At 57.9% G+C, this 24,512-nt stretch carries 15 protein-coding genes, 2 tRNA genes and 3 rRNA genes; 17 read left to right on the forward strand and 3 right to left on the reverse strand.

The genetic code is table 11. From position 1 onward, the window contains the following. Positions 1–81 precede the first annotated feature (81 nt). The 17 genes from mrcB (at position 82) to HU773_RS04905 (ending at position 19,399) form a co-directional block, all read left to right on the forward strand. The gene (mrcB, locus tag HU773_RS04825; RefSeq protein WP_120731577.1) at positions 82–2,406 is read left to right on the forward strand and encodes a penicillin-binding protein 1B; all 2,325 of its coding nucleotides are present in this window, start codon (positions 82–84) and stop codon (positions 2,404–2,406) included. A gap of 16 nt (positions 2,407–2,422) precedes the next feature. Beyond that, positions 2,423–3,154, forward strand: coding sequence for a tetratricopeptide repeat protein (locus HU773_RS04830; protein ID WP_057960638.1), 732 nt, complete (start codon positions 2,423–2,425; stop codon positions 3,152–3,154). Then, positions 3,154–3,483, forward strand: a complete 330-nt coding sequence (locus tag HU773_RS04835; protein WP_057960637.1) for a YqcC family protein — start codon at positions 3,154–3,156, stop codon at positions 3,481–3,483. The genes HU773_RS04830 and HU773_RS04835 overlap by 1 nt, the downstream gene beginning before the upstream one ends. Positions 3,484–3,914: 431 nt before the next feature. Further along, positions 3,915–5,639 (forward strand): acetolactate synthase 3 large subunit, encoded by a 1,725-nt coding sequence (locus HU773_RS04840; protein WP_057960672.1) that lies wholly within the window; start codon positions 3,915–3,917, stop codon positions 5,637–5,639. A 2-nt stretch (positions 5,640–5,641) separates the two neighbouring features. Next, complete coding sequence (gene ilvN, locus HU773_RS04845) at positions 5,642–6,133, forward strand: acetolactate synthase small subunit (RefSeq protein WP_003176102.1); 492 nt, start codon at positions 5,642–5,644, stop codon at positions 6,131–6,133. Between the two features lie 47 nt (positions 6,134–6,180). After that, positions 6,181–7,197 (forward strand): ketol-acid reductoisomerase, encoded by a 1,017-nt coding sequence (gene ilvC / locus HU773_RS04850; RefSeq protein WP_003194132.1) that lies wholly within the window; start codon positions 6,181–6,183, stop codon positions 7,195–7,197. A gap of 143 nt (positions 7,198–7,340) precedes the next feature. Further along, positions 7,341–8,198, forward strand: a complete 858-nt coding sequence (gene pssA, locus HU773_RS04855) for a CDP-diacylglycerol--serine O-phosphatidyltransferase (RefSeq protein ID WP_029298897.1) — start codon at positions 7,341–7,343, stop codon at positions 8,196–8,198. A 63-nt stretch (positions 8,199–8,261) separates the two neighbouring features. Then, positions 8,262–9,275, forward strand: coding sequence for a protein-methionine-sulfoxide reductase catalytic subunit MsrP (gene msrP / locus HU773_RS04860; RefSeq protein WP_057960636.1), 1,014 nt, complete (start codon positions 8,262–8,264; stop codon positions 9,273–9,275). After that, entirely contained in the window at positions 9,275–9,895 is a 621-nt protein-coding gene (msrQ, locus tag HU773_RS04865; protein ID WP_170060131.1) for a protein-methionine-sulfoxide reductase heme-binding subunit MsrQ, read from the forward strand. Before msrP ends, msrQ begins: the two co-directional genes overlap by 1 nt. Positions 9,896–10,440: 545 nt before the next feature. Next, positions 10,441–11,977: ribosomal RNA gene (locus tag HU773_RS04870) — 16S ribosomal RNA — on the forward strand. Positions 11,978–12,058: 81 nt separating this feature from the next. Continuing rightward, positions 12,059–12,135 (forward strand) — tRNA-Ile (locus tag HU773_RS04875). 30 nt (positions 12,136–12,165) lie between these two features. Next, positions 12,166–12,241: transfer RNA gene (locus HU773_RS04880), tRNA-Ala, on the forward strand. 248 nt (positions 12,242–12,489) lie between these two features. Beyond that, positions 12,490–15,383, forward strand: a 23S ribosomal RNA gene (locus HU773_RS04885). A 172-nt stretch (positions 15,384–15,555) separates the two neighbouring features. After that, positions 15,556–15,671: ribosomal RNA gene (gene rrf, locus HU773_RS04890) — 5S ribosomal RNA — on the forward strand. Together the 16S, 23S and 5S rRNA genes with 2 tRNA genes alongside form the textbook arrangement of a ribosomal RNA operon. A 162-nt stretch (positions 15,672–15,833) precedes the next feature. Beyond that, positions 15,834–16,493 (forward strand): paraquat-inducible protein A, encoded by a 660-nt coding sequence (locus tag HU773_RS04895; protein WP_170060243.1) that lies wholly within the window; start codon positions 15,834–15,836, stop codon positions 16,491–16,493. Further along, positions 16,480–17,103, forward strand: a complete 624-nt coding sequence (locus HU773_RS04900; protein ID WP_057442078.1) for a paraquat-inducible protein A — start codon at positions 16,480–16,482, stop codon at positions 17,101–17,103. Before HU773_RS04895 ends, HU773_RS04900 begins: the two co-directional genes overlap by 14 nt. Beyond that, positions 17,096–19,399, forward strand: coding sequence for a PqiB family protein (locus tag HU773_RS04905; RefSeq protein WP_186625423.1), 2,304 nt, complete (start codon positions 17,096–17,098; stop codon positions 19,397–19,399). The genes HU773_RS04900 and HU773_RS04905 overlap by 8 nt, the downstream gene beginning before the upstream one ends. Positions 19,400–19,484: 85 nt before the next feature. Here HU773_RS04905 and mksF read toward each other — a convergent pair whose 3' ends face one another. The 3 genes from mksF to mksB are packed head-to-tail and all read right to left on the reverse strand — an operon-like array spanning position 19,485 to position 24,290. Further along, positions 19,485–22,325 carry an Mks condensin complex protein MksF gene (gene mksF, locus HU773_RS04910; protein WP_120731588.1) on the reverse strand — a complete coding sequence of 947 codons (2,841 nt, stop codon included), beginning with the start codon at positions 22,323–22,325 and terminating at the stop codon, positions 19,485–19,487. Then, a complete protein-coding gene (mksE, locus tag HU773_RS04915) occupies positions 22,322–23,023 on the reverse strand; it encodes an Mks condensin complex protein MksE (protein WP_057442072.1) in 702 nt (233 codons plus the stop codon). Before mksE ends, mksF begins: the two co-directional genes overlap by 4 nt. Continuing rightward, positions 23,013–24,290 carry an Mks condensin complex protein MksB gene (mksB, locus tag HU773_RS04920; protein ID WP_186625424.1) on the reverse strand — a complete coding sequence of 426 codons (1,278 nt, stop codon included), beginning with the start codon at positions 24,288–24,290 and terminating at the stop codon, positions 23,013–23,015. The genes mksE and mksB overlap by 11 nt, the downstream gene beginning before the upstream one ends. Positions 24,291–24,512 lie beyond the last annotated feature (222 nt).

Raw genomic sequence — 24,512 nt, forward strand, 5'->3', positions numbered from 1 at the left:
CATTATGGCCGCTCAAGTCGGTCATGCAAACCGCCGTCCGGTTCATGTTGATCATCAATAAAATGCGTATAATCCGCCGCCATGACTCGTACCCGATCTCCCCGTTCCCGTAAAAAACCTCCTCCCCGCAGCCTGCGCCCCTGGCTGGGCTGGGCGATCAAGCTCGGCCTGGTTGGCCTGGTGGCACTCGCAGGCGTCGCGGTGTACCTCGATGCCGTGGTCCAGGAGAAGTTCTCTGGCAAGCGCTGGACCATCCCGGCGAAGGTGTACGCTCGCCCGCTGGAGCTGTTTACCGGCCAGAAATTGAGCAAGGCTGACTTCCTTACCGAACTCGATGCGCTGGGTTACCGACGCGAAGCCGTGGCCAACGGTCCGGGGGCGGCGGCGGTCAGCGGCAATACCGTGGACTTGAACACCCGGGGCTTCCAGTTCTATGAAGGCCTGGAAAAGGCCCAGCCGGTGCGTGTGCGTTTCTCCGGGGATTACGTGGCCGAGCTTTCCGCACTCAACGGCGGCAAGCTGCCGGTGGTGCGCCTTGAGCCATTGCTGATCGGCGGGATTTACCCGAAGAACCTTGAAGATCGCATCCTGATCAAGATTGATCAGGTCCCGCCGTATCTGTTGGAAACCCTGGTCGCGGTTGAAGACCGGGATTTCTACAGCCACTGGGGCGTATCGCCCAAGTCCATCGCCCGCGCCATCTGGGTCAACACCTCGGGTGGCCGCATGACCCAGGGCGGCAGTACGCTGACGCAACAATTGGTCAAGAATTTCTACCTGACCAGTGAGCGCAGCCTGACCCGTAAACTCACTGAAGCCATGATGGCGATGTTGCTGGAGCTGCATTACAGCAAGCAGGAGATCCTGGAGGCCTACCTCAACGAAGTGTTCGTCGGCCAGGATGGCCAGCGCGCGGTGCATGGTTTCGGCCTGGCCAGTCAGTTCTTCTTCGGCCAGCCATTGTCCGAGCTCAAGCTGCATCAGGTGGCGTTGCTGGTGGGCATGGTCAAGGGGCCGTCCTATTACAACCCGCGCCGCAACCCGGAGCGGGCCCTGGAACGTCGTAACCTGGTCCTCGACGTGCTGGAACAGCAGGGCGTGGCCACCGCAGAACAGGTCGCTGCCGCGAAGAAGATGCCTCTGGGTGTCACTACCCGTGGCAAGTTGGCCGACAGTTCATTCCCCGGCTTCATCGACCTGGTCAAGCGCCAGTTGCGCGAAGACTATCGCGACGAGGACTTGACCGAAGAAGGCCTGCGGATCTTCACCAGTTTCGACCCGATCCTGCAGATGAAGGCCGAAGCGTCGGTCAGCGATACCTTCAAGCGCCTGGCCGGGCGCAAGGGTTCGGATGAGGTTGAGGCGGCCATGGTGGTGACCAATCCGGAAACCGGTGAAGTCCAGGCCATGATCGGCAGCCGCCAGGCCAGTTTTGCCGGCTTCAACCGTGCCCTGGATGCCGTACGGCCGATTGGCTCGCTGATCAAGCCGGCGGTGTACCTCACGGCGCTGGAAAAACCGAGCAAGTACACCCTGACCAGTTGGTTGTCCGACGAAGCGTTTTCGGTCAAGGGCGCCGATGGCCAGGTGTGGAAGCCGCAGAACTATGACCGTCGCTCCCACGGTACGGTGTTCCTGTACCAGGGCCTGGCACACTCCTACAATCTGTCCACGGCGCGGCTGGGCCTGGAGCTGGGGGTGCCGAACGTCCTCAAGACCCTGGCGCGCCTGGGCGTGAGCCGCGAGTTCCCGGCGTTCCCTTCGATGTTGCTGGGGGCGGGGGGCTTGAGCCCGATGGAAGTGGCGACCATGTACCAGACCCTGGCCAACGGTGGTTTCAATACACCGATGCGCGGGATCCGCAGTGTGCTTACGGCGGAAGGCGAGCCGCTCAAGCGCTACCCGTTCCAGATCGAGCAGCGCTTTGATCCGGCCTCCATCTATCTGACCCAGAACGCCATGCAGCGGGTCATGCGCGAAGGTACCGGGCGCTCGGTGTACAGCTCACTGCCTGGCAACCTGACGCTGGCCGGCAAGACCGGTACCAGTAACGATTCCCGGGACAGTTGGTTCGCCGGTTTCAGCCAGGACCTGCTCGCGGTGGTGTGGCTGGGGCGCGATGACAATGGCAAGACACCCTTCACGGGGGCGACCGGCGCCTTGCAGGTCTGGACCAGTTTTATGCGCAAGGCCGACCCGCTGCCACTGAACATGCCGCAACCCGACAACATCGTGCAGGCCTGGATCGACCCCCATACCGGGCAGGGCTCCGATGCCAACTGTCCGGGCGCGGTGCAGATGCCGTATATTCGCGGCAGTGAACCGCCAGCCGGCGCTCCATGTGGCACAGGTGTGCCCACGGATGCCGATTCGGTGATGGATTGGGTCAAGGGCTGGATGAATTAAGCAAAGAGGATTTCAAGTGAACAAGTGGTTGATTCCGGCTATTACAACGTTAGCTTTGCTCAGTGGTTGCTCCACCGTGCAGCGCGGGTCCATCCCGGTGGTGGATTCCGGCACGGCCGTGTCCAACAATGACCGGATCTCGGCCAACGGCGGCTTCCGCCAGACCGTGACCACGCGTCCAAACCCTGCCACAACCCAGGCTGTACCCCAGGATTCCGGAGTGGTGGTAATGGTTCCGGGGGGCGGCGCTACTACGTCTGCGCCGATCAGCTCGGCGCCATGGACACCGGGCCCGATCACACCTGGGCCGTCGAACTCCGCGCCGATTGATAGCGCGCCGATCAACCAGGGCACCTACAACATGCCCTCGACCCCGAGCGGGATTCCTTCGGCCAACGCCGGTGGCCTGTCCGCCGACGAGCAGTTGGACGGTCCGGTCCTGGCCTTGCTCACCACTGCGCAGCAACAGCAAGCCGGTGGAGACTTGAACGGTGCATCGTCCAGCCTCGAGCGCGCCCAGCGTGTCGCGCCACGTGAACCGCAGGTGCTCTACCGCCTGGCGCAAGTGCGCATGGCCCAGGGGGATGCGCCACAAGCCGAACAGTTCGCCCGTCGTGGCCTGACCATGGCTAACGGTCGTCCTGACCTGCAGGCCAGTCTGTGGGCCCTGATTGGCGACGCGCGCGCTGCGCAAGGTGATGCTGCCGGTGCTGCCCAGGCTCGGCAAAAGGCCAAGGTCAGTCTCTGATGGATCCTCGTTTTCCGGCAATTGCCGAGCAGTTATTGCTGATTGAGCGCGAATTGCGCCTGGCGGGCTGGTGGGATGAAGTGTCCCCCAGTGCCGAGGCGCTGAGCAGCGTCGAGCCGTTTTCGGTTGATACCCTGGATTTTCATCAGTGGTTGCAGTGGATCTTCCTGGGTCGCATGAAACAGATCCTCGAGCAGGACCTGCCGTTGCCCAATGCCTCGGGCATTCTGGAGATGGCCGAGATGGTCTACGCCGATCGTCTTCAAGAGAGCCTCGGCCTACGGTCGGCGCTGAAAAAGTTCGACCAACTGATCGTCGGCGCTCGTTAATTGCCTGACTGCCGGGTTTTCCGGCAGTCTTGCGCACATTTCTACCGCTTGACGACATTCAGGCGAGTTTTATCCCTCCTCAAAGCCCTTTCTTCTACGTTCACATGCGCTTAGTTGGAAAAAAGCGCAATTATTGCTTGACTTGAAGGGGCTGAAACAGAAGAATCCAAAGTCCGCTGTATCGGGACTGCCAGAAGCAGGCCCGCTCAGCAGATCATGAGGCGCACATCCGCGCCGACCTGTTACACCCGCAACGCGTTACCTCGCGCTGGGTGGGAAAAGCCCGCAACACTTGGGACGATCCCAATACTTGCTCAGTCAGTGCTGACGTAGTCGGCGACCACCGTCGCTCATGCTCTGTTGAGAAGTAAACCTATTAAGACCCGTCGGTTTTCAACGGACGGTATTCTGGCGTTTTAGAGGTGAACAACGTGGAGCTTTTATCTGGCGGTGAGATGCTCGTCCGCTTTTTGCGTGACGAAGGCGTCGACTATATCTACGGGTACCCAGGTGGTGCTCTGCTGCATGTCTACGACGCACTGTTCAAGGAACCGGCTGTCAACCACATCCTGGTTCGCCATGAGCAGGCCGCGACCCATATGGCTGACGGTTATGCCCGTGCCACCGGCAAAGCCGGCGTGGTACTGGTAACGTCCGGCCCAGGCGCAACCAATGCCATTACTGGCATCGCGACTGCGTATATGGACTCTATTCCGATGGTGATCATTTCCGGCCAGGTGGCGAGCACCATGGTGGGCACTGATGCATTCCAGGAAACCGATATGATCGGTATTTCCCGGCCGATCGTGAAACACAGCTTCATGATCAAGCACGCCTCGGAAATCCCGGAAATCATGAAAAAGGCGTTCTACCTCGCGCAATCCGGTCGCCCGGGTCCTGTGGTGGTCGATATCCCGAAAGACATGACCAACCCGGCGGAAAAATTCGAATACGTTTTCCCGAAGAAAGCCAAGCTGCGTTCCTACAGCCCGGCCGTTCGTGGGCACTCGGGGCAAATCCGCAAGGCGGCAGAAATGCTCCTGGCGGCCAAGCGTCCAGTGCTGTACTCGGGTGGCGGCGTGATCCTGGGCGGTGGTTCCGCACCTTTGACCGAACTGGCCAAGATGCTCAACCTGCCGGTCACCAACACCTTGATGGGCCTCGGTGCCTTCCCGGGTTCGGATCGTCAGTTCGTCGGGATGCTCGGCATGCACGGCAGCTACACGGCCAACCTGACCATGCACCACGCTGATGTGATCCTGGCCGTGGGTGCACGGTTCGATGACCGGGTGATCAATGGCGCGAGCAAGTTCTGCCCGAATGCCAAGATCATCCACATCGACATCGACCCGGCGTCCATCTCCAAGACCATCAAGGCCGACGTGCCGATTGTCGGTCCTGTGGAGAGCGTATTGACCGAAATGGTCGCCGCGCTCAAGGACATTGGCGAAACTCCGAACAAGGAGTCGGTCGCCAGCTGGTGGAAGCAGATCGACGAATGGCGCGGTGATCGCGGCCTGTTCCCTTACGACAAGGGCGACGGCAGCATCATCAAGCCACAGACCGTGATCGAAACCCTGTGTGAAGTGACCAAGGGCGACGCCTTTGTGACCTCGGACGTGGGCCAGCACCAGATGTTTGCCGCGCAGTACTACAAGTTCGACAAGCCTAACCGCTGGATCAACTCCGGTGGCCTGGGCACGATGGGCTTCGGTTTCCCGGCGGCCATGGGTGTGAAGTTGAGCTTCCCGGACACTGACGTGGCCTGCGTCACCGGTGAAGGCAGCATCCAGATGAACATCCAGGAGCTGTCGACCTGCCTGCAATATGGCTTGCCGGTGAAGATCGTCTGCCTGAACAACGGTGTGTTGGGCATGGTTCGCCAATGGCAGGACATGAGCTACAACAGTCGCCACTCCCATTCCTACATGGAATCGCTGCCAGATTTCGTCAAGTTGGTTGAAGCCTATGGCCATGTCGGCATGCGCATCACCGATTTGAAGGATCTCAAGCCGAAGATGGAAGAGGCGTTCGCCATGAAGGATCGTCTGGTGTTTATCGACATCCAGGTCGACACCAGCGAGCACGTCTACCCGATGCAGATCAAAGACGGCTCTATGCGCGACATGTGGCTGAACAAGACGGAGCGGACCTAATCATGCGGCACATTATCTCCCTGCTTCTGGAGAACGAACCGGGCGCTCTGTCTCGTGTGGTCGGCCTGTTTTCGCAGCGCAACTACAACATCGAAAGCCTGACGGTGGCCCCGACCGAAGACCCGACCCTGTCGCGCCTGACGTTGACCACTGTAGGCCATGATGAAGTGATCGAGCAGATCACCAAGAACCTCAACAAGCTGATCGAAGTGGTCAAGCTGGTCGATTTGTCGGAAAGTGCCCACATCGAGCGCGAGCTGATGCTGGTTAAGGTCAAGGCCACGGGCGCCCAGCGTGCCGAGATCAAGCGGACTACCGATATTTATCGTGGGCAGATCGTCGATGTGAGCGCCAGCGTTTATACCGTTCAACTGACCGGTACCAGCGACAAGCTGGACAGCTTCATCCAGTCGATCGGGACGGCCTCGATTCTGGAAACCGTACGCAGTGGCGTCACCGGGATTGCCCGTGGCGACAAAGTACTCAGCATCTAACCCAAATTAGCGAATGGCCTTACGGCCTGGATATATAGAGGAACCTCATGAAAGTTTATTACGATAAAGATTGTGACCTGTCGATCATCCAGGGCAAGAAAGTCGCCATCATCGGTTACGGCTCCCAGGGCCACGCCCAGGCGTGCAACCTGAAAGACTCCGGCGTCGACGTCACTGTCGGTCTGCGTAAAGGCTCGGCTACCGTTGCCAAGGCTGAAGCCCACGGCCTGAAAGTCACTGACGTGGCTTCTGCTGTTGCGGCTGCCGACCTGGTCATGATCCTGACCCCGGACGAGTTCCAGTCCTCGCTGTACAAGAACGAAATCGAGCCGAACATCAAGAAAGGCGCCACCCTGGCCTTCTCCCACGGCTTCGCGATCCACTACAACCAGGTCGTGCCGCGTGCTGACCTCGACGTGATCATGATCGCGCCGAAAGCACCGGGCCACACCGTGCGTTCCGAGTTCGTCAAAGGCGGTGGTATCCCTGACCTGATCGCGATCTACCAGGACGCTTCGGGCAACGCCAAGAACGTTGCACTGTCCTACGCTGCTGGCGTCGGTGGCGGTCGTACCGGCATCATCGAAACCACCTTCAAGGACGAGACTGAAACCGACCTGTTCGGCGAGCAAGCCGTTCTGTGTGGCGGTACCGTTGAGCTGGTAAAAGCCGGTTTCGAAACCCTGGTTGAAGCTGGCTACGCGCCAGAAATGGCCTACTTCGAGTGCCTGCACGAACTGAAGCTGATCGTTGACCTCATGTACGAAGGCGGTATCGCCAACATGAACTACTCGATCTCCAACAACGCTGAGTACGGCGAGTACGTGACAGGTCCGGAAGTGATCAACGCCGAATCCCGTCAGGCCATGCGCAACGCCCTGAAACGTATTCAGGACGGCGAGTACGCCAAAATGTTCATCAGCGAAGGTGCAACCGGCTACCCTTCGATGACCGCCAAGCGTCGTAACAACGCTGCTCACGGTATCGAAGTCATCGGCGAGCAACTGCGCTCCATGATGCCGTGGATCGGTGCCAACAAGATCGTCGACAAAGCCAAAAACTAAGTCGGATGCATCAAGGGAAAACGCGGCCTAGGCCGCGTTTTTTCGTTTGCGGGCCGGTTCTGGTATAAAGCTGCATCGTTTGCGGGCGAACACTCGCCGCAAGTGTCTGTCGAATTTTTTCACACCGTTGCAAGGTAAAGTCCATGAGCGAACGTCCCGAAGAGCCAAACCAGGCCTCTGACGCCGAAAGCCTGCTACCGATCGATGAGCATGTCGAAGAAGGGCATGACGCGGAAGGCCGCAAGGTCCGGCATCGTGGCATCTATCTTCTGCCCAACCTGTTCACCACGGCGAACCTGTTTGCCGGTTTCTACTCCATCATCAATTCCATGAGTGCCCAGAGTGCGCTGGCGGCAGGTGATGCGGCGAGTGCCAGCAAATACTTCGGTTTTGCTGCCATCGCGATCTTTGTGGCCATGGTCCTTGACGGCCTGGATGGCCGCGTAGCGCGCATGACCAATACGCAAAGTGCCTTCGGTGCCGAATACGACTCGCTGTCGGACATGGTTGCCTTTGGTGTCGCACCTGCGCTGTTGGCGTTTGCCTGGGCCCTGGGTGATATGGGCAAGGTCGGCTGGATGGTTGCCTTCATCTACGTGGCCGGTGCTGCACTGCGCCTGGCGCGTTTCAATACCCAGGTGGGGACTGCCGACAAGCGTTACTTCATTGGCCTTGCCAGTCCTGCTGCGGCAGGTGTGGTGGCGGGTATTGTCTGGGCGTTCAGTGACTACGGTATCCAGGGGTCGAAGATGTCGTTCCTGGTGGCCTTGATGGTTGCGGCGGCCGGCATGCTGATGGTCAGCAATATCAAGTACAACAGCTTCAAGGAGTTCGACCTGAAGGGGCGGGTGCCTTTCGTGGCGATTCTGGTAGTGGTGCTGGTTTTCGCAGTGGTCTTCAGTGATCCGCCGCGGATTCTGTTGCTGGCGTTCCTGGTGTATGCGGCTTCGGGTCCGGTTCAGTACCTGTTGCATCTGCGCCGGGACAAAACATTGCCTTAATGTAATTTCCCCCATACTCCGCAGTCTATTGGTGCATCAGTTCTCCAATGCTGCGGAGTTGCCATGTTAATCAAGTTGCCTAAAGCGTCCGATTGTCACGAATCGGATGTCACCCCGGAATCCCTCTATTTCTCCCGCCGCAGTTTGCTCGGTGGTGCGCTTGCCGGTATTGCTGCCAGCAGCCTGCCGCGTTGGGCGAGTGCAGCTGATACCGCGCGTTATGCCGATGTCGAGCCGGGCAAGGCTCCCGGCTGGTTTGCCGAGAAGCTGCCAGGCACCCAATGGCAGGCGGTGACGGTCAAAGACGAAGCCATCACCCCGTTCAAAGATGCGACCCACTACAACAACTTCTATGAGTTCGGTACCGACAAGGGCGATCCGGCGGCGAATGCTGGTTCCCTCAAGACGGAGCCGTGGAGCGTCGTGATTGATGGTGAGGTCGCCAAGCCTGGGCGTTATGCCTTGGAGGACTTCATGAAACCGTATCAGTTGGAGGAGCGAATCTACCGTCTACGCTGTGTCGAGGCGTGGTCGATGGTCATTCCCTGGATCGGCTTCCCTATATCGGCTTTGCTTAAACAGGTCGAACCCACTTCCAAGGCCAAGTACATCCGCTTTGAAACTCTGCAGGACCCCAAGAGCATGCCGGGCCAGCGTTCGAGTTTCGGCCTGATCGACTGGCCTTATATAGAAGGGTTACGTCTGGATGAAGCGATGAACCCTTTGGCAATCCTTGCGGTGGGCATGTATGGCCGTGAACTGCCCAACCAGAATGGTGCGCCGCTGCGGCTGGTGGTGCCTTGGAAGTATGGCTTCAAGAGTGTGAAGTCCATCGTGCGGATCAGCCTGGTGAGCGAGCAGCCGAAAACCACCTGGCAAAGCATTGCGGCGGATGAGTATGGGTTTTATGCAAATGTGAACCCCACGGTCGATCATCCTCGCTGGACCCAGGCGCGGGAGCGACGTCTGCCTAGCGGCTTGTTCAGCCCGAATGTGCGCGAGACGCAGATGTTCAATGGCTACTCGGATGAGGTCGCTTCTCTTTATACGGGTCTTGATCTGCGGAAGAACTACTGATGCGCTACCCCCTCTGGCGCCTTGGCGTCTTTATAGCTGCGGCAGTGTGGCCGTTGTACTGGTTGTATGAGGCCTGGAGTCTTACCTTGGGGCCTGATCCCGGCAAAGTGCTGGTTGATCGGCTGGGGCTGGGAACGCTGATCTTGCTGCTGGTCACGCTTGCGATGACGCCTCTGCAAAAGTTGAGCGGTTGGGCGGGGTGGATCGCTGTGCGCCGGCAGTTGGGGTTGTGGTGCTTTGCTTATGTGGTGCTGCACCTTGCGGCTTATTGTGTATTTATCCTTGGGTTGGATTGGTCGCAGTTGGGCGTCGAGCTGCGCAAACGCCCCTACATTATTGTGGGAGCGTTGGCGTTCCTGTGTTTGCTGGCGTTGGCGGTGACATCCAATCGCTATAGCCAGCGTCGATTGGGTACCCGTTGGAAGAAGTTGCATCGCCTCGTGTATGTGATTCTGGGGCTTGGTTTGTTGCATATGCTGTGGATCGTGCGTGCCGACCTGAAGGAGTGGGCTATCTATGCTTCTATAGGGGGGCTGCTTTTGGTCCTGCGGATTCCACCGGTGATGCGTCGAATTCCCCGCCTTATTGCTAAAAAAGCACCTTCTGCAACAAAAGCGTAATTAACGCTTGACGGCAGATTCTGGAAGTCTATAATTCGCCCCACTTCCGGCGCAGTCGAAACGGAAAACTCCTTGGTAAACAAAGAGTTACGCAGAATTCGGCAGCGAGTTGCTTCAGTTTATCGAGGCCCAGAAGGAGTTGGTAGAGCAGTGTTGTTTGGCTCTATTAACGTTTCGATCCTCTCGGTCGAAAGCGGAGAAAAAGAGGTGTTGACAGCAGCGTGTAACGCTGTAGAATTCGCCTCCCGCTAACGAGAGATCGGAAGCGCAAGTGGTTGAAGTTGTTGAGGAAATCCTCGAAAACTTCTGAAAATAATCACTTGACAGCAAATGAGGCTGCTGTAGAATGCGCGCCTCGGTTGAGACGAAAGATCTTAACCAACCGCTCTTTAACAACTGAATCAAGCAATTCGTGTGGGTGCTTGTGGAGTCAGACTGATAGTCAACAAGATTATCAGCATCACAAGTTACTCCGCGAGAAATCAAAGATGTAACCAACGATTGCTGAGCCAAGTTTAGGGTTTCTTAAAAACCCAAAGATGTTTGAACTGAAGAGTTTGATCATGGCTCAGATTGAACGCTGGCGGCAGGCCTAACACATGCAAGTCGAGCGGTAGAGAGAAGCTTGCTTCTCTTGAGAGCGGCGGACGGGTGAGTAATGCCTAGGAATCTGCCTGGTAGTGGGGGATAACGTTCGGAAACGGACGCTAATACCGCATACGTCCTACGGGAGAAAGCAGGGGACCTTCGGGCCTTGCGCTATCAGATGAGCCTAGGTCGGATTAGCTAGTTGGTGGGGTAATGGCTCACCAAGGCGACGATCCGTAACTGGTCTGAGAGGATGATCAGTCACACTGGAACTGAGACACGGTCCAGACTCCTACGGGAGGCAGCAGTGGGGAATATTGGACAATGGGCGAAAGCCTGATCCAGCCATGCCGCGTGTGTGAAGAAGGTCTTCGGATTGTAAAGCACTTTAAGTTGGGAGGAAGGGTTGTAGATTAATACTCTGCAATTTTGACGTTACCGACAGAATAAGCACCGGCTAACTCTGTGCCAGCAGCCGCGGTAATACAGAGGGTGCAAGCGTTAATCGGAATTACTGGGCGTAAAGCGCGCGTAGGTGGTTAGTTAAGTTGGATGTGAAATCCCCGGGCTCAACCTGGGAACTGCATTCAAAACTGACTGACTAGAGTATGGTAGAGGGTGGTGGAATTTCCTGTGTAGCGGTGAAATGCGTAGATATAGGAAGGAACACCAGTGGCGAAGGCGACCACCTGGACTGATACTGACACTGAGGTGCGAAAGCGTGGGGAGCAAACAGGATTAGATACCCTGGTAGTCCACGCCGTAAACGATGTCAACTAGCCGTTGGGAGCCTTGAGCTCTTAGTGGCGCAGCTAACGCATTAAGTTGACCGCCTGGGGAGTACGGCCGCAAGGTTAAAACTCAAATGAATTGACGGGGGCCCGCACAAGCGGTGGAGCATGTGGTTTAATTCGAAGCAACGCGAAGAACCTTACCAGGCCTTGACATCCAATGAACTTTCTAGAGATAGATTGGTGCCTTCGGGAACATTGAGACAGGTGCTGCATGGCTGTCGTCAGCTCGTGTCGTGAGATGTTGGGTTAAGTCCCGTAACGAGCGCAACCCTTGTCCTTAGTTACCAGCACGTAATGGTGGGCACTCTAAGGAGACTGCCGGTGACAAACCGGAGGAAGGTGGGGATGACGTCAAGTCATCATGGCCCTTACGGCCTGGGCTACACACGTGCTACAATGGTCGGTACAGAGGGTTGCCAAGCCGCGAGGTGGAGCTAATCCCACAAAACCGATCGTAGTCCGGATCGCAGTCTGCAACTCGACTGCGTGAAGTCGGAATCGCTAGTAATCGCGAATCAGAATGTCGCGGTGAATACGTTCCCGGGCCTTGTACACACCGCCCGTCACACCATGGGAGTGGGTTGCACCAGAAGTAGCTAGTCTAACCTTCGGGAGGACGGTTACCACGGTGTGATTCATGACTGGGGTGAAGTCGTAACAAGGTAGCCGTAGGGGAACCTGCGGCTGGATCACCTCCTTAATCGACGACATCAGCTGCTCCATAAGTTCCCACACGAATTGCTTGATTCATTGAAGAAGACGAAAGAAGCAGCCCGAAATTGGGTCTGTAGCTCAGTTGGTTAGAGCGCACCCCTGATAAGGGTGAGGTCGGCAGTTCGAATCTGCCCAGACCCACCAATTTTGTGTGGGAAACGCCTGTAGAAATACGGGGCCATAGCTCAGCTGGGAGAGCGCCTGCCTTGCACGCAGGAGGTCAGCGGTTCGATCCCGCTTGGCTCCACCACTACTGCTTCTGTTTGTATAAAGCTTAGAAATGAGCATTCCATCCATGCGATGGTGAATGTTGATTTCTAGTCTTTGACTAGTTCGTTCTTTAAAAATTTGGGTATGTGATAGAAAGATAGACTGAACGTTACTTTCACTGGTAACGGATCAGGCTAAGGTAAAATTTGTGAGTTACTCAAATTGAGTATTATCGAATTTTCGGCGAATGTCGTCTTCACAGTATAACCAGATTGCTTGGGGTTATATGGTCAAGTGAAGAAGCGCATACGGTGGATGCCTTGGCAGTCAGAGGCGATGAAAGACGTGGTAGCCTGCGAAAAGCTTCGGGGAGTCGGCAAACAGACTTTGATCCGGAGATGTCTGAATGGGGGAACCCAGCCATCATAAGATGGTTATCTTAAGCTGAATACATAGGCTTAAGAGGCGAACCAGGGGAACTGAAACATCTAAGTACCCTGAGGAAAAGAAATCAACCGAGATTCCCTTAGTAGTGGCGAGCGAACGGGGACTAGCCCTTAAGTGGCTTTGAGATTAGCGGAACGCTCTGGAAAGTGCGGCCATAGTGGGTGATAGCCCTGTACGCGAAAATCTCTTAGTCATGAAATCGAGTAGGACGGAGCACGAGAAACTTTGTCTGAATATGGGGGGACCATCCTCCAAGGCTAAATACTACTGACTGACCGATAGTGAACTAGTACCGTGAGGGAAAGGCGAAAAGAACCCCGGAGAGGGGAGTGAAATAGATCCTGAAACCGTATGCGTACAAGCAGTGGGAGCCCACTTTGTTGGGTGACTGCGTACCTTTTGTATAATGGGTCAGCGACTTATTTTCAGTGGCGAGCTTAACCGAATAGGGGAGGCGTAGCGAAAGCGAGTCTTAATAGGGCGTCTAGTCGCTGGGAATAGACCCGAAACCGGGCGATCTATCCATGGGCAGGTTGAAGGTTGGGTAACACTAACTGGAGGACCGAACCGACTACCGTTGAAAAGTTAGCGGATGACCTGTGGATCGGAGTGAAAGGCTAATCAAGCTCGGAGATAGCTGGTTCTCCTCGAAAGCTATTTAGGTAGCGCCTCATGTATCACTGTAGGGGGTAGAGCACTGTTTCGGCTAGGGGGTCATCCCGACTTACCAAACCGATGCAAACTCCGAATACCTACAAGTGCCGAGCATGGGAGACACACGGCGGGTGCTAACGTCCGTCGTGAAAAGGGAAACAACCCAGACCGTCAGCTAAGGTCCCAAAGTTATGGTTAAGTGGGAAACGATGTGGGAAGGCTTAGACAGCTAGGAGGTTGGCTTAGAAGCAGCCACCCTTTAAAGAAAGCGTAATAGCTCACTAGTCGAGTCGGCCTGCGCGGAAGATGTAACGGGGCTCAAACCATACACCGAAGCTACGGGTATCACCTTCGGGTGATGCGGTAGAGGAGCGTTCTGTAAGCCTGTGAAGGTGAGTTGAGAAGCTTGCTGGAGGTATCAGAAGTGCGAATGCTGACATGAGTAACGACAATGGGTGTGAAAAACACCCACGCCGAAAGACCAAGGTTTCCTGCGCAACGTTAATCGACGCAGGGTTAGTCGGTCCCTAAGGCGAGGCTGAAAAGCGTAGTCGATGGAAAACAGGTTAATATTCCTGTACTTCTGGTTATTGCGATGGAGGGACGGAGAAGGCTAGGCCAGCTTGGCGTTGGTTGTCCAAGTTTAAGGTGGTAGGCTGGAATCTTAGGTAAATCCGGGATTCTAAGGCCGAGAGCTGATGACGAGTCATCTTTTAGATGACGAAGTGGTTGATGCCATGCTTCCAAGAAAAGCTTCTAAGCTTCAGGTAACCAGGAACCGTACCCCAAACCGACACAGGTGGTTGGGTAGAGAATACCAAGGCGCTTGAGAGAACTCGGGTGAAGGAACTAGGCAAAATGGCACCGTAACTTCGGGAGAAGGTGCGCCGGTGAGGGTGAAGGACTTGCTCCGTAAGCTCATGCCGGTCGAAGATACCAGGCCGCTGCGACTGTTTATTAAAAACACAGCACTCTGCAAACACGAAAGTGGACGTATAGGGTGTGACGCCTGCCCGGTGCCGGAAGGTTAATTGATGGGGTTAGCTAACGCGAAGCTCTTGATCGAAGCCCCGGTAAACGGCGGCCGTAACTATAACGGTCCTAAGGTAGCGAAATTCCTTGTCGGGTAAGTTCCGACCTGCACGAATGGCGTAACGATGGCGGCGCTGTCTCCACCCGAGACTCAGTGAAATTGAAATCGCTGTGAAGATGCAGTGTATCCGCGGCTAGACGGAAAGACCCCGTGAACCTTTACTATAGCTTTGCACTGGACTTTGAATTTGCTTGTGTAGGATAGGTGGGAGGCTTTGAAGCGTGGACGCCAGTTCGCGTGGAGCCAACCTTGAAATACCACCCTGGCAACTTTGAGGTTCTAACTCAGGTCCGTTATCCGGATCGAGGACAGTGTATGGTGGGTAGTTTGACTGGGGCGGTCTCCTCCTAAAGAGTAACGGAGGAGTACGAAGGTGCGCTCAGACCGGTCGGAAATCGGTCGTAGAGTATAAAGGCAAAAGCGCGCTTGACTGCGAGACAGACACGTCGAGCAGGTACGAAAGTAGGTCTTAGTGATCCGGTGGTTCTGTATGGAAGGGCCATCGCTCAACGGATAAAAGGTACTCCGGGGATAACAGGCTGATACCGCCCAAGAGTTCATATCGACGGCGGTGTTTGGCACCTCGATGTCGGCTCATCACATCCTGGGGCTGAAGCCGGTCCCAAGGGTATGGCTGTTCGCCATTTAAAGTGGTACGCGAGCTGGGTTTAGAACGTCGTGAGACAGTTCGGTCCCTATCTGCCGTGGACGTTTGAGATTTGAGAGGGGCTGCTCCTAGTACGAGAGGACCGGAGTGGACGAACCTCTGGTGTTCCGGTTGTCACGCCAGTGGCATTGCCGGGTAGCTATGTTCGGAATAGATAACCGCTGAAAGCATCTAAGCGGGAAACTAGCCTCAAGATGAGATCTCACTGGAACCTTGAGTTCCCTGAAGGGCCGTCGAAGACTACGACGTTGATAGGTTGGGTGTGTAAGCGCTGTGAGGCGTTGAGCTAACCAATACTAATTGCCCGTGAGGCTTGACCATATAACACCCAAGCAATTTGACTACTCTTGACTTGGAAACAAGCAAAAGCATCAGATTGCGGTGTGTGAAGACGAAATGAACCGAAAGTTCGAATCTCACAAAACACCGAAAGCTATCACATACCCAATTTGCTGAAGCGAGGCCATCTGGTCACGACTCAGTACCCGAATTTCTTGACGACCATAGAGCATTGGAACCACCTGATCCCATCCCGAACTCAGTAGTGAAACGATGCATCGCCGATGGTAGTGTGGGGTTTCCCCATGTGAGAGTAGGTCATCGTCAAGATTAAATTCCGAGACCCCAATTGCGAAAGCAGTTGGGGTTTTGTTTTGGGCGGTCGAAAAGGTTCTGGCCTATCGCCATCGCTTGATCCCGACAAATTTGCACAGTTATTTCTGAACCAGAACACTAGAATACACACCTGATCATTTTGTCTTAGAGTCCTATATGTCCGACCCGGTTGATACCACCCAGGTGTCCGACCTACCGCTGGAGGACCTGGTTGCCTGCCACGAGTGCGACTTGCTGATGCGCAAGCCAGAGCTTGCGCACGGTGAAAAGGCCCTGTGTCCACGCTGTGGTTATGAGATGTACGCCCACCGCTTCAATGTCGTAGAGCGCAGCCTTGCCTTGGTGATCGCAGCGCTATTGCTGTACATCCCGGCGAACTTTCTACCCATCATGCAGCTCAATCTACTCGGGCAGTCTTCGCAGGACACGGTCTGGAGCGGTGTAGTTGCCCTGTTCAATACCGGCATGCAAGGCGTGGCGGTGGTGGTGTTCCTGTGCAGCATGGGCATTCCGTTGCTCAAGCTGCTCTGCCAGCTTGCGGTGCTGCTCAGTATCCGCTGGAACATAGGCCGCAGTTATGGCCTGTTGCTATACCGTATTTATCACCATATGCGCGATTGGGGGATGCTGGAGGTCTACCTGATGGGCGTGCTGGTGGCGATTGTAAAATTGGCCGATATGGCTGCCCTTAGCGTAGGCCTGGGACTGGCCTGTTTTATCAGCCTGTTGATGGTCCAGGTACTGCTGGAGGTGGTGATGTCACCCCATCAGATCTGGCAAGCGTTGTCCGGGGAGGACGAACATGCGGGCGATTGATGCTGGCATTCTGATCTGTACCGAATGCCACGAACTGAACAGGCAGGACCCGGACACCGACGAGCAAACCTGCACCCGTTGTGGTGCCCTGGTCCATGCGCGCCGGCCGAACAGCCTGATGCGCACCTGGGCGTTGCTGATTACTGCGGCAATTCTGTACATCCCGGCTAACCTGTTGCCAATCATGACGGTTAACTCACTGGGGCAGGGCGCTCCAAGCACCATCATGTCCGGCGTGATCGAACTGGTTCAGCACGGCATGTTCCCGATTGCCGCCGTGGTGTTTATTGCCAGTATCCTGGTGCCGACCTTCAAGCTGGTAGGCATCGCACTGCTGCTGTTCTCGGTGCAACGTCACCAGCCGCTTTCCGCCCGACAACGCATTATCATGTACCGCTTTATCGAGTTTATCGGTCGCTGGTCCATGCTGGATATCTTCGTGATCGCCATTCTGGTGGCGGTCGTTAACTTTGGGCGACTAGCCAGTATCGAGGCCAATCTCGGTGCCGTGGCGTTCGCCAGTGTGGTGATCTTGACGATGCTTGCCGCAGTAACTTTCGATCCCCGACTGATTTGGGATAACACGGAGTCGGACGACGACCATGACTGATTTGCCAAAGGCTAAAACCCGCCCCGCTTCGAACTGGTCGGCCATTTGGGTACTGCCGTTGATCGCCCTGGTGATCGGTGGCTGGCTCGGATGGCGCGCCTATACCCAGACGGGCATCGAGATCCAGGTGCGCTTTGAAAGCGGTGAAGGCATCCAGGTCAACAAGACCGAAGTGGTCTACAAAGGCATGACCGTGGGCAAGGTCAAGACCTTGGCATTGGATGACGAGGGCAGCAATCGTGGGGTGATTGCGACTATTGAGATGAACAAGGATGTCGAGCAATACCTCAAGGCCAATACGCGCTTCTGGCTGGTCAAGCCTAGCGTCAGCCTGGCCGGGATTACTGGCCTGGAAACCCTGGTCTCGGGCAATTACATCGCCGCCAGCCCCGGCGACGGTGAGCCCACGCGTAAATTCAAGGCGCTCTCCGAAGAGCCCCCATTATCCGACGCCAAGCCCGGCCTGCACCTGACGGTCAAGGCCGAGCGGCTCGGCTCGCTGGACCGTGGCAGCCCGGTGTTCTACAAACAGATCCAGGTCGGCCAGGTCAAAAGCTACCTGCTGTCGGCTGATCAGAACACGGTCGAGATCAAGGTCTATATCGAGCCGACCTACGCCAGCCTGGTGCGCAAACATACGCGTTTCTGGAATGCCAGCGGCATCAGCATCGACGCCAACCTCTCCGGGGTCAAAGTGCGCAGCGAGTCCCTGGCCAGCATCGTCGCCGGGGGGATTGCCTTCGCTACGCCAGAGAACCGCAAGGACAGCCCGCCCACCGACCCAAGCCTGCCGTTCCGCCTGTACGAAGACTTCGATGCCGCCGCCGCAGGGATCCGCATCAAGGTCAAGCTCAGTGACTTCGAGGGCTTGCAAGCCGGTCGCACGCCGGTGATGTACAAAGGCATCCAGGTCGGCAGCCTCAAGGCCCTGAAGGTGGACTCTGACCTGTCCAGCGCCAGCGCCGACTTGACCCTCGACCCATTGGCCGAAGATTACCTGGTGGAGGGCACCCAGTTCTGGGTGGTCAAGCCATCCATCTCCCTGGCGGGCATCACCGGCCTGGAAGCCTTGGTCAAGGGCAATTACATTGCCATCCGCCCTGGTGACAAAGGCGCAAACCCTCAGCGCGAGTTTGTGGCCCGGGCCAAGGCGCCACCGCTGGACCTGCGCTCCCCTGGCTTGCACCTGGTCCTGCTCACAGAAAGCCTCGGCTCCCTGGAAGTTGGCAGCCCGATCCTCTACAAACAGGTCAAGGTCGGTTCGGTGCAGAGCTACCAGTTTTCGCGCAAGCGCAAGCAACTGGTGATCGGCGTGCATATCGAGAAGGAATATGAAGGCCTGGTCAACGGTTCGACGCGCTTCTGGAACGCCAGTGGCGTGACCCTGACCGGCGGGCTCACCGGCGGCATCCAGGTCAAAAGCGAATCCCTGCAAAGCCTGATGGCCGGGGGGATCGCCTTTGAGACCCCAGAGCCGAACGTACCGCTGAGAAATCGCATCCCGCGTTTCCGCCTGTTTGCCGATCGCGAAGCCTCCACCCAGCGTGGCACCCTGATCACGATCAAGGTTGACCGCGCCGATGGCCTGCGCACCGATACGCCGATTCGCTTCAAAGGCCTGGACGTGGGCAAGATTGAAAGCGTTGACCTGAGCCCGGACATGCAGTCGGTGATGCTCACTGCGCGCATCACCGAAGTCCCTGAGCGGATCGCCCGTACCGGCAGCCAGTTCTGGGTGGTCAAGCCCGAGTTGGGCCTGATGAAGACCGCCAACCTGGAAACCCTGGTCACCGGCCAATACATCGAAGTGCTGCCGGCGGTGAAAAGCACCGGTGCGCAAAAGAACTTCGTGGCCCTGGCCCAACCGCCAGAGAGCAACGTGCAAGAAGCCGGCTTGAGCCTGGTACTCAGCGCCGCCCGCCGTGGCTCGTTGAAAGTCGGCGTGCCAGTCACCTACCGGGAAGTCACAGTCGGCAAGGTCACCGGCTACGAGTTGGGCAAGACCGCTGACCGTGTGCTGATCCATGTGCTGATCGAGCCCAAATACGCTCCGCTGGTTCGCGGCGGCAGCCGTTTCTGGAACAGCAGCGGCTTTGGCCTGGACTTTGGCCTGTTCAAGGGCGCGACAGTGCGCACCGAGTCCCTGGAAACCCTGGTCCAGGGCGGTATCGCCTTTGCCACGCCGGATGGCGAGCGCATGGGCAACCCGGCGCTGCCCGAGCAGACTTTCCCGTTATTCGACAAGTTCGAAGACGAGTGGCTGATCTGGGCGCCGAAGATCCCCCTGGGTAAATAGCGCCCCCACCAACACCGCATAACCCGCCCACAAAAAAGGCCGCGATCCATAGGATCGCGGCCTTTTTGTATTTCAACAGCGCGGATCAGACCTCATCCAACTCCGGCTCATCCGCCTGCACATTCACCGTCGCCTTCACCGCATCATGCCGGCGAATGTACTTCCAGTCCGCCTCATCAATGTAGATCCCGTTCGGCCCGCTGCCGCCTTCGAGGTCGATCGCCACCTGGGCGGAGACCTGCGGCTTCACACTGGCCAGGATCGGCACAAAGCCCAGCTGCAGGCTGGTCTCCAGCAGTGCTGCCTGGTTCTTCTCGTCGATATCCGCCGCTTCGTCGAGGTAGTACGGCAGGCGCACGCGACCGGCCTGGTCGCGGTCCATCAAGTGCAGCAACAAGTACATGTTGGTCAGCGCCTTGATGGTCATGGTGGTGCCGTTGGACGCGGCGCCATCAATGTCGGTGTGAATGATCGGCTGGCCATTGACCTTGGTGATCTCGAACGCCAGTTCGAACAGGTCCTTGAGCCCCAGCTGGTTATGGTTGGCAGCGACCAGGCGTGCCAGGTATTCCTTGGCCTCTTCGTTCTTGTTGTCCTGCTCGGCACTTTGGCTGAGATCGAACACCGAGAGGGTTTCGCCTTCCTCATACTGACCGGCACTGTGAATGATCTGGTCGATATGCTTGAGCGCTTCCTTGTTCGGCGCCAACACAATACGGAAGCTTTGCAGGTTGGATACCTGGCGCTTGTTGATCTCGCGGTTGAACAGGGCCAACTGGTGCTCAAGGCTGTCGTAGTCGCTGCGGATATTGCGCAGGGTCCGCGCGATATCCGTCACCGCTGCACGGCGTGCCTTGCCCAGGGTCAGGGCTTCGTCGGTACGGTGCGCATACGCATTGATCAACAGGTGCAGGCGACGCTCCATATCGTCTTCACTGTCGAACTTGGCCACGCCCTTGAGGCGCACCTGGGCGTACAGCGCGTCGATCTGCCCGTCAGCGCGCTGCAAGCCCTGCCAGCTGTCCTGATAGTCGTTGAGCAGCGGCAGCAGGTTGTCCATGGAATCGTCGATCGGGTCCATGAACGGCGTGCCGAACGGCAAGTCGGCCGGCAGCAGCTGGCGACGGCGCAAGGCGTCATCGAGGGTGCGCTGCTTGGCTTCCATATCACCGATCTGCCGGCCGACCAGTTGCAGCTTGGCCGACAATTGCTGGACGCGTTCGGTGAACGCATCACTGGAGCGCTTCAGTTCATCCTGGGCCGCTTCCATCTGCGCCAGGTTTTCCAGTTTCTCGCCTTCCTCGGCACTCAGGGTCTGGGCGCGGCGGAAGTCTTCCAGGGCTTTCTGCGCATCGAGTACCTGCTGGTACAGCGCTTCGGTCTGGCTCTTGCTCGCCGCGCGGTCCGAGGCCACGGCCTGCTGGGTCTTGAGTTGCTTGAGTTCTTTTTCCAGGCGCTCCTTCTGGTCGCGCAACGCCGCGCGGTCCGCCAGGGCCTGCAAGGCCGGTGGCTCGATGTGCGAGATGTCGATGGACAGCCCCGGCACTTCAAAGCGCTCGCCGGTGAAGCCATCGAGGATCAGCTCCAGGGATTTGACCCACTGGCCGTCTTCATCCAGGGTGATGCCGTGCTCGCCCAGCGGCAGGCTGAACAACGAACTGTTGAACAGACGCATCAGACGCTCGACGTCCTGCTGTGAGAATTCTTCCCGCAGTTTGGCGTAGCTGTTGTTGTCGGCGTGATCGAGTTGCTGCTTGACCGACTTCAGGCGTTTTTCCAGGTCGCGCAGGCGTTCGTCCAGGTCCTCGGCACTGAACTGTCGCGATTGCGCCAGGGCGCCGGCCAGTTCGTCGTGGGCATCCTTGGCCGCCAGCAGTTGCTGCTCCAGGACCTTGACGTCATCCACCAGGGCAAAGCGATGCTTGAGCACCGACAACTCGCCCAGCCAGCGTTGAATGCCGCTGATTTCCCGCTCCAGGCGCATCAGCTCCTGGGTGCCGCCGCGCTGATCGTTCTGCAGCGCATCCTGCTCGTTGCGGTAGTGTTCGGCCTGGATCGTCAGCTCTTCCTTGCGTGCATTGGCGTAGTCCGACCAGGTGCCCAGCAGTGAGTCGAGCAATGGTGACAGGCGATGCAACTTGCCGCGCAGGATTTCCCGCTGCTTCACGCCGTTGGACAGCGCCTCCACCAGAGGGCCGGCGGCCACCAGGGAGTTGTAGTCCTGCTCCATGCGTCGTACATCGCGGAACGCTTCTTCGCACGCGGCGATGTAATCCACGCTGCCGGAGCGCAGGCTGTGTTCGAAGGCATCGAGGAACAGCTGCTTGAGCTTGGCCGCGGTGATTTCGCGCATGTGCAGCAGGTTGATAAACAGCGCACGGAAGGTCTTCAGGCTCTGCTCGCTGGTGGAGCGCAGCGGAATCAGGGTCAGGTCCAGCGGGATCGACGTATGGCCGCCGACCAGCAAGCGCCGCAACTCATCGGGCTTGAGCTCGTAAGCCTTCAGGCCCTCGCGCTCAAGGTTGGTGAACAGCTCTTTCTGGCGCAGGCAGGTGTCGTTCTTCTGGTAGTGGGCCAGGTCCAGCTTGCCGGCGTAGGCAAAGAACTGGTGGCCGAAACCACCGCCCGGGCCGCGGCCGACCACGCCAATCACGTGCGGGCCGTGGGGCAGCGAGACTTCGACGAGGATGTAGCTGGTGTCGGTGGCGAAGTAGAAGCGCCGCGACTGTTCCAGGGTGTACTTGCCGAAGCTCATGTCCGACATGCGCGCCAGGATCGGGAACTGCAAGGCGTTGATCGACGCCGACTTACCGAGGTTGTTCGCGCCATACACCGACAGCGGCTCTTCCAGCGGGAACAGGCCCAGGCTGTAGCCGGCGGTATTCAATAGGGCGAAGCGGCGAATGCCGTAGCGTTCCTTGCTCATGCATCGGTCTCCTGTTCTTCGGCAATGGCGCGGGCGAGGGCATCTTCTTCGCTTTCAAATTCGCTCAAGTCCAGCGGGTCATCGGTCTGCAGCAGTTTTTCATCGCTGTCTTCGTCGATGATCACCGGCGCTGGCAACGGCAGCACGCTGTGCACGCTGGCTGCCAGGTCGCGGTCGGCCTGGACCGACAGGCACACATCAAGGAAGCGGTGCATCGGCGGCAGGAAGCGATAGACGCCGTTGTCTTCACTGGCAAACCCGAGCTGGGTCATGCGGCGCATGATTTTTTCTTCCAGTTCTTCCTGGGTCTGCACTTCGGCCTGGATAAACAGGTCGCGGTACTTCTCCAGCAAGGAGGGCAGTTCATCGCGGCCCAGGCTACCGCCGTCGAGCACGGCAATCGGGTCGCGGCCCTGGTCGGCCAGGTGCTCGACAATGATGAAAGTGAACAGCGCCAGGCGTTGCGCAGTCTTGTTCACCTGCGCGCTGGCGATGGCCGAGTCGGGTACGAAGTAGTAGAAACCCCGGGTATCGCACACCAACTCAAAGCCCAGGGCCTTGAACAGCGTGCGGTACTGGTCCTGGAAGTTCGACAGTTGCGCGTACAGCTCCGGGTCGCGGCGGCTGACGTGGTAACCCTTGAACAGCTCGCGAAAGATCGGCGCCAGCTGGGACAGTTCGGATAGATCAAGATGCATAAGGTGTGCTCGCAGAATTCTCGGCTAAGTCGGTGCTGGCCGGGAGCAGGGCGAATGAGCGCAGGCTGACCTGGTGCTCGTGAGTATGGTAATCCCGGCGTTCCAGGCGCTCGCGCTTGAAACGCTTCTCCCGCGACAAACGCGAGAACCAGTACAGCAACTCGTCGGTGGCCCCGTCTGGTTCCTGTTCCAGCAGCCAGGTCATCAGGTCGGGCATCGGCAGTGCGTCTTCGCAGCGCTCGAGCATCTCCTTGACCGTGCGCGGCGCACGCTGGGCTTCGCCCTTGTGGGATTTGTGGGCCTTGGGGAAGCGCGCCGGCTTGGGTTCGAAATTCGCCAGGGCATACACATAGGCTTCCACTTGGCTGGCGCTGCCGAGGAAGGTGCTCTGTGGCCGGGTAAACATCGGCATCGCCGCTTGCGGCAACGCGTCCAGGCCCTTGCGCCGGATCGCCGACAGGGCCAGCGCTGCGCCACGGGTCACGGCGTTGTGCCGGCGCGCTTCTTCGCGCAGCGGCAGCAGCAGTTCCCGGGCATGGCGCAAGGTCAACTGGGCGCTGGTCTGCATTTCGAGGATGCGCGCGTGGGTGCGCAGCAACATGTCGTCGTCCACCAGGTGGCCCAGGCGTTGCTGCTCGGTGAGCATGCGCAACAGCACGTTCTCTACCTTGCGCACGCCTTGCTCGAAGGCGCCGTCGGCGTTCACCAGTTGGATCATCGGCTCGACGTACTCGTCCCAGGTCGCCAGGACCTCGGCATAACGCTGGCGCAACGGGATCTGCCGGTCGCTGGTCTTGGCCCGGTCGGCCACGGCAGCGAGGGCCTGTTCGTCATTGGCGAGTTTTTTCAGCACGTCGCGCACGCGCATGTCCAGCAGCCGCAGTTGGCGGGCCAGGTCGTGGCCGTCGCGGATGTCGAAGGCGTCCTGGATATAACCGGCCAGGCGCTCGAGGTGGCGCAGGTAGGCTTCGATTTCCAGGCACAGGCCTAGCCGGTGCTCCTTGCGAAGATAGGCCAGGAAGTCATGGATCTGCGCGTTGAGCTCGAAACGGTTCGGGCTCTTGGCGACAGGCACCAGGATATCCAGGCGAATCCACACGTCCAGCAGGTTGGTGATGTCCTGTGGCGTGCTGTCCAGTTGTTGGGCGGCCAGTTGCGCGCGCAACTCGCCAAGGCTCAGGGTGCCTTGGTCGAAGTGTTCGCACAGTGGCTCAAGCAGGGCCCAGTGTTCGGCGAGGGCGCGCAAGACGCGCTTGGGTTCGATCATCGGAATGGCCGGCTGGTTGGCGAATTAAAAGCAGCGATTGTACTGCATCAGGCGCGGGATTTATCCACAGCCGGTCAGGGCGCGTTCGCGATGGGCGGTCAGCAATGCAGAGAAAGTCATCAACGGTGGGCGATCATCGTCGAAGGGCGGTAGAATCTGCGCTCTTTAGTTATCCACAAGTGGCCGAGCCTTGCTTATCGAGTCCCGACGTCGCGCTTACTT

Origin of the sequence: Pseudomonas shahriarae (genome assembly GCF_014268455.2) — a bacterium.
Classification (GTDB): Bacteria; Pseudomonadota; Gammaproteobacteria; order Pseudomonadales; family Pseudomonadaceae; genus Aquipseudomonas; species Aquipseudomonas shahriarae.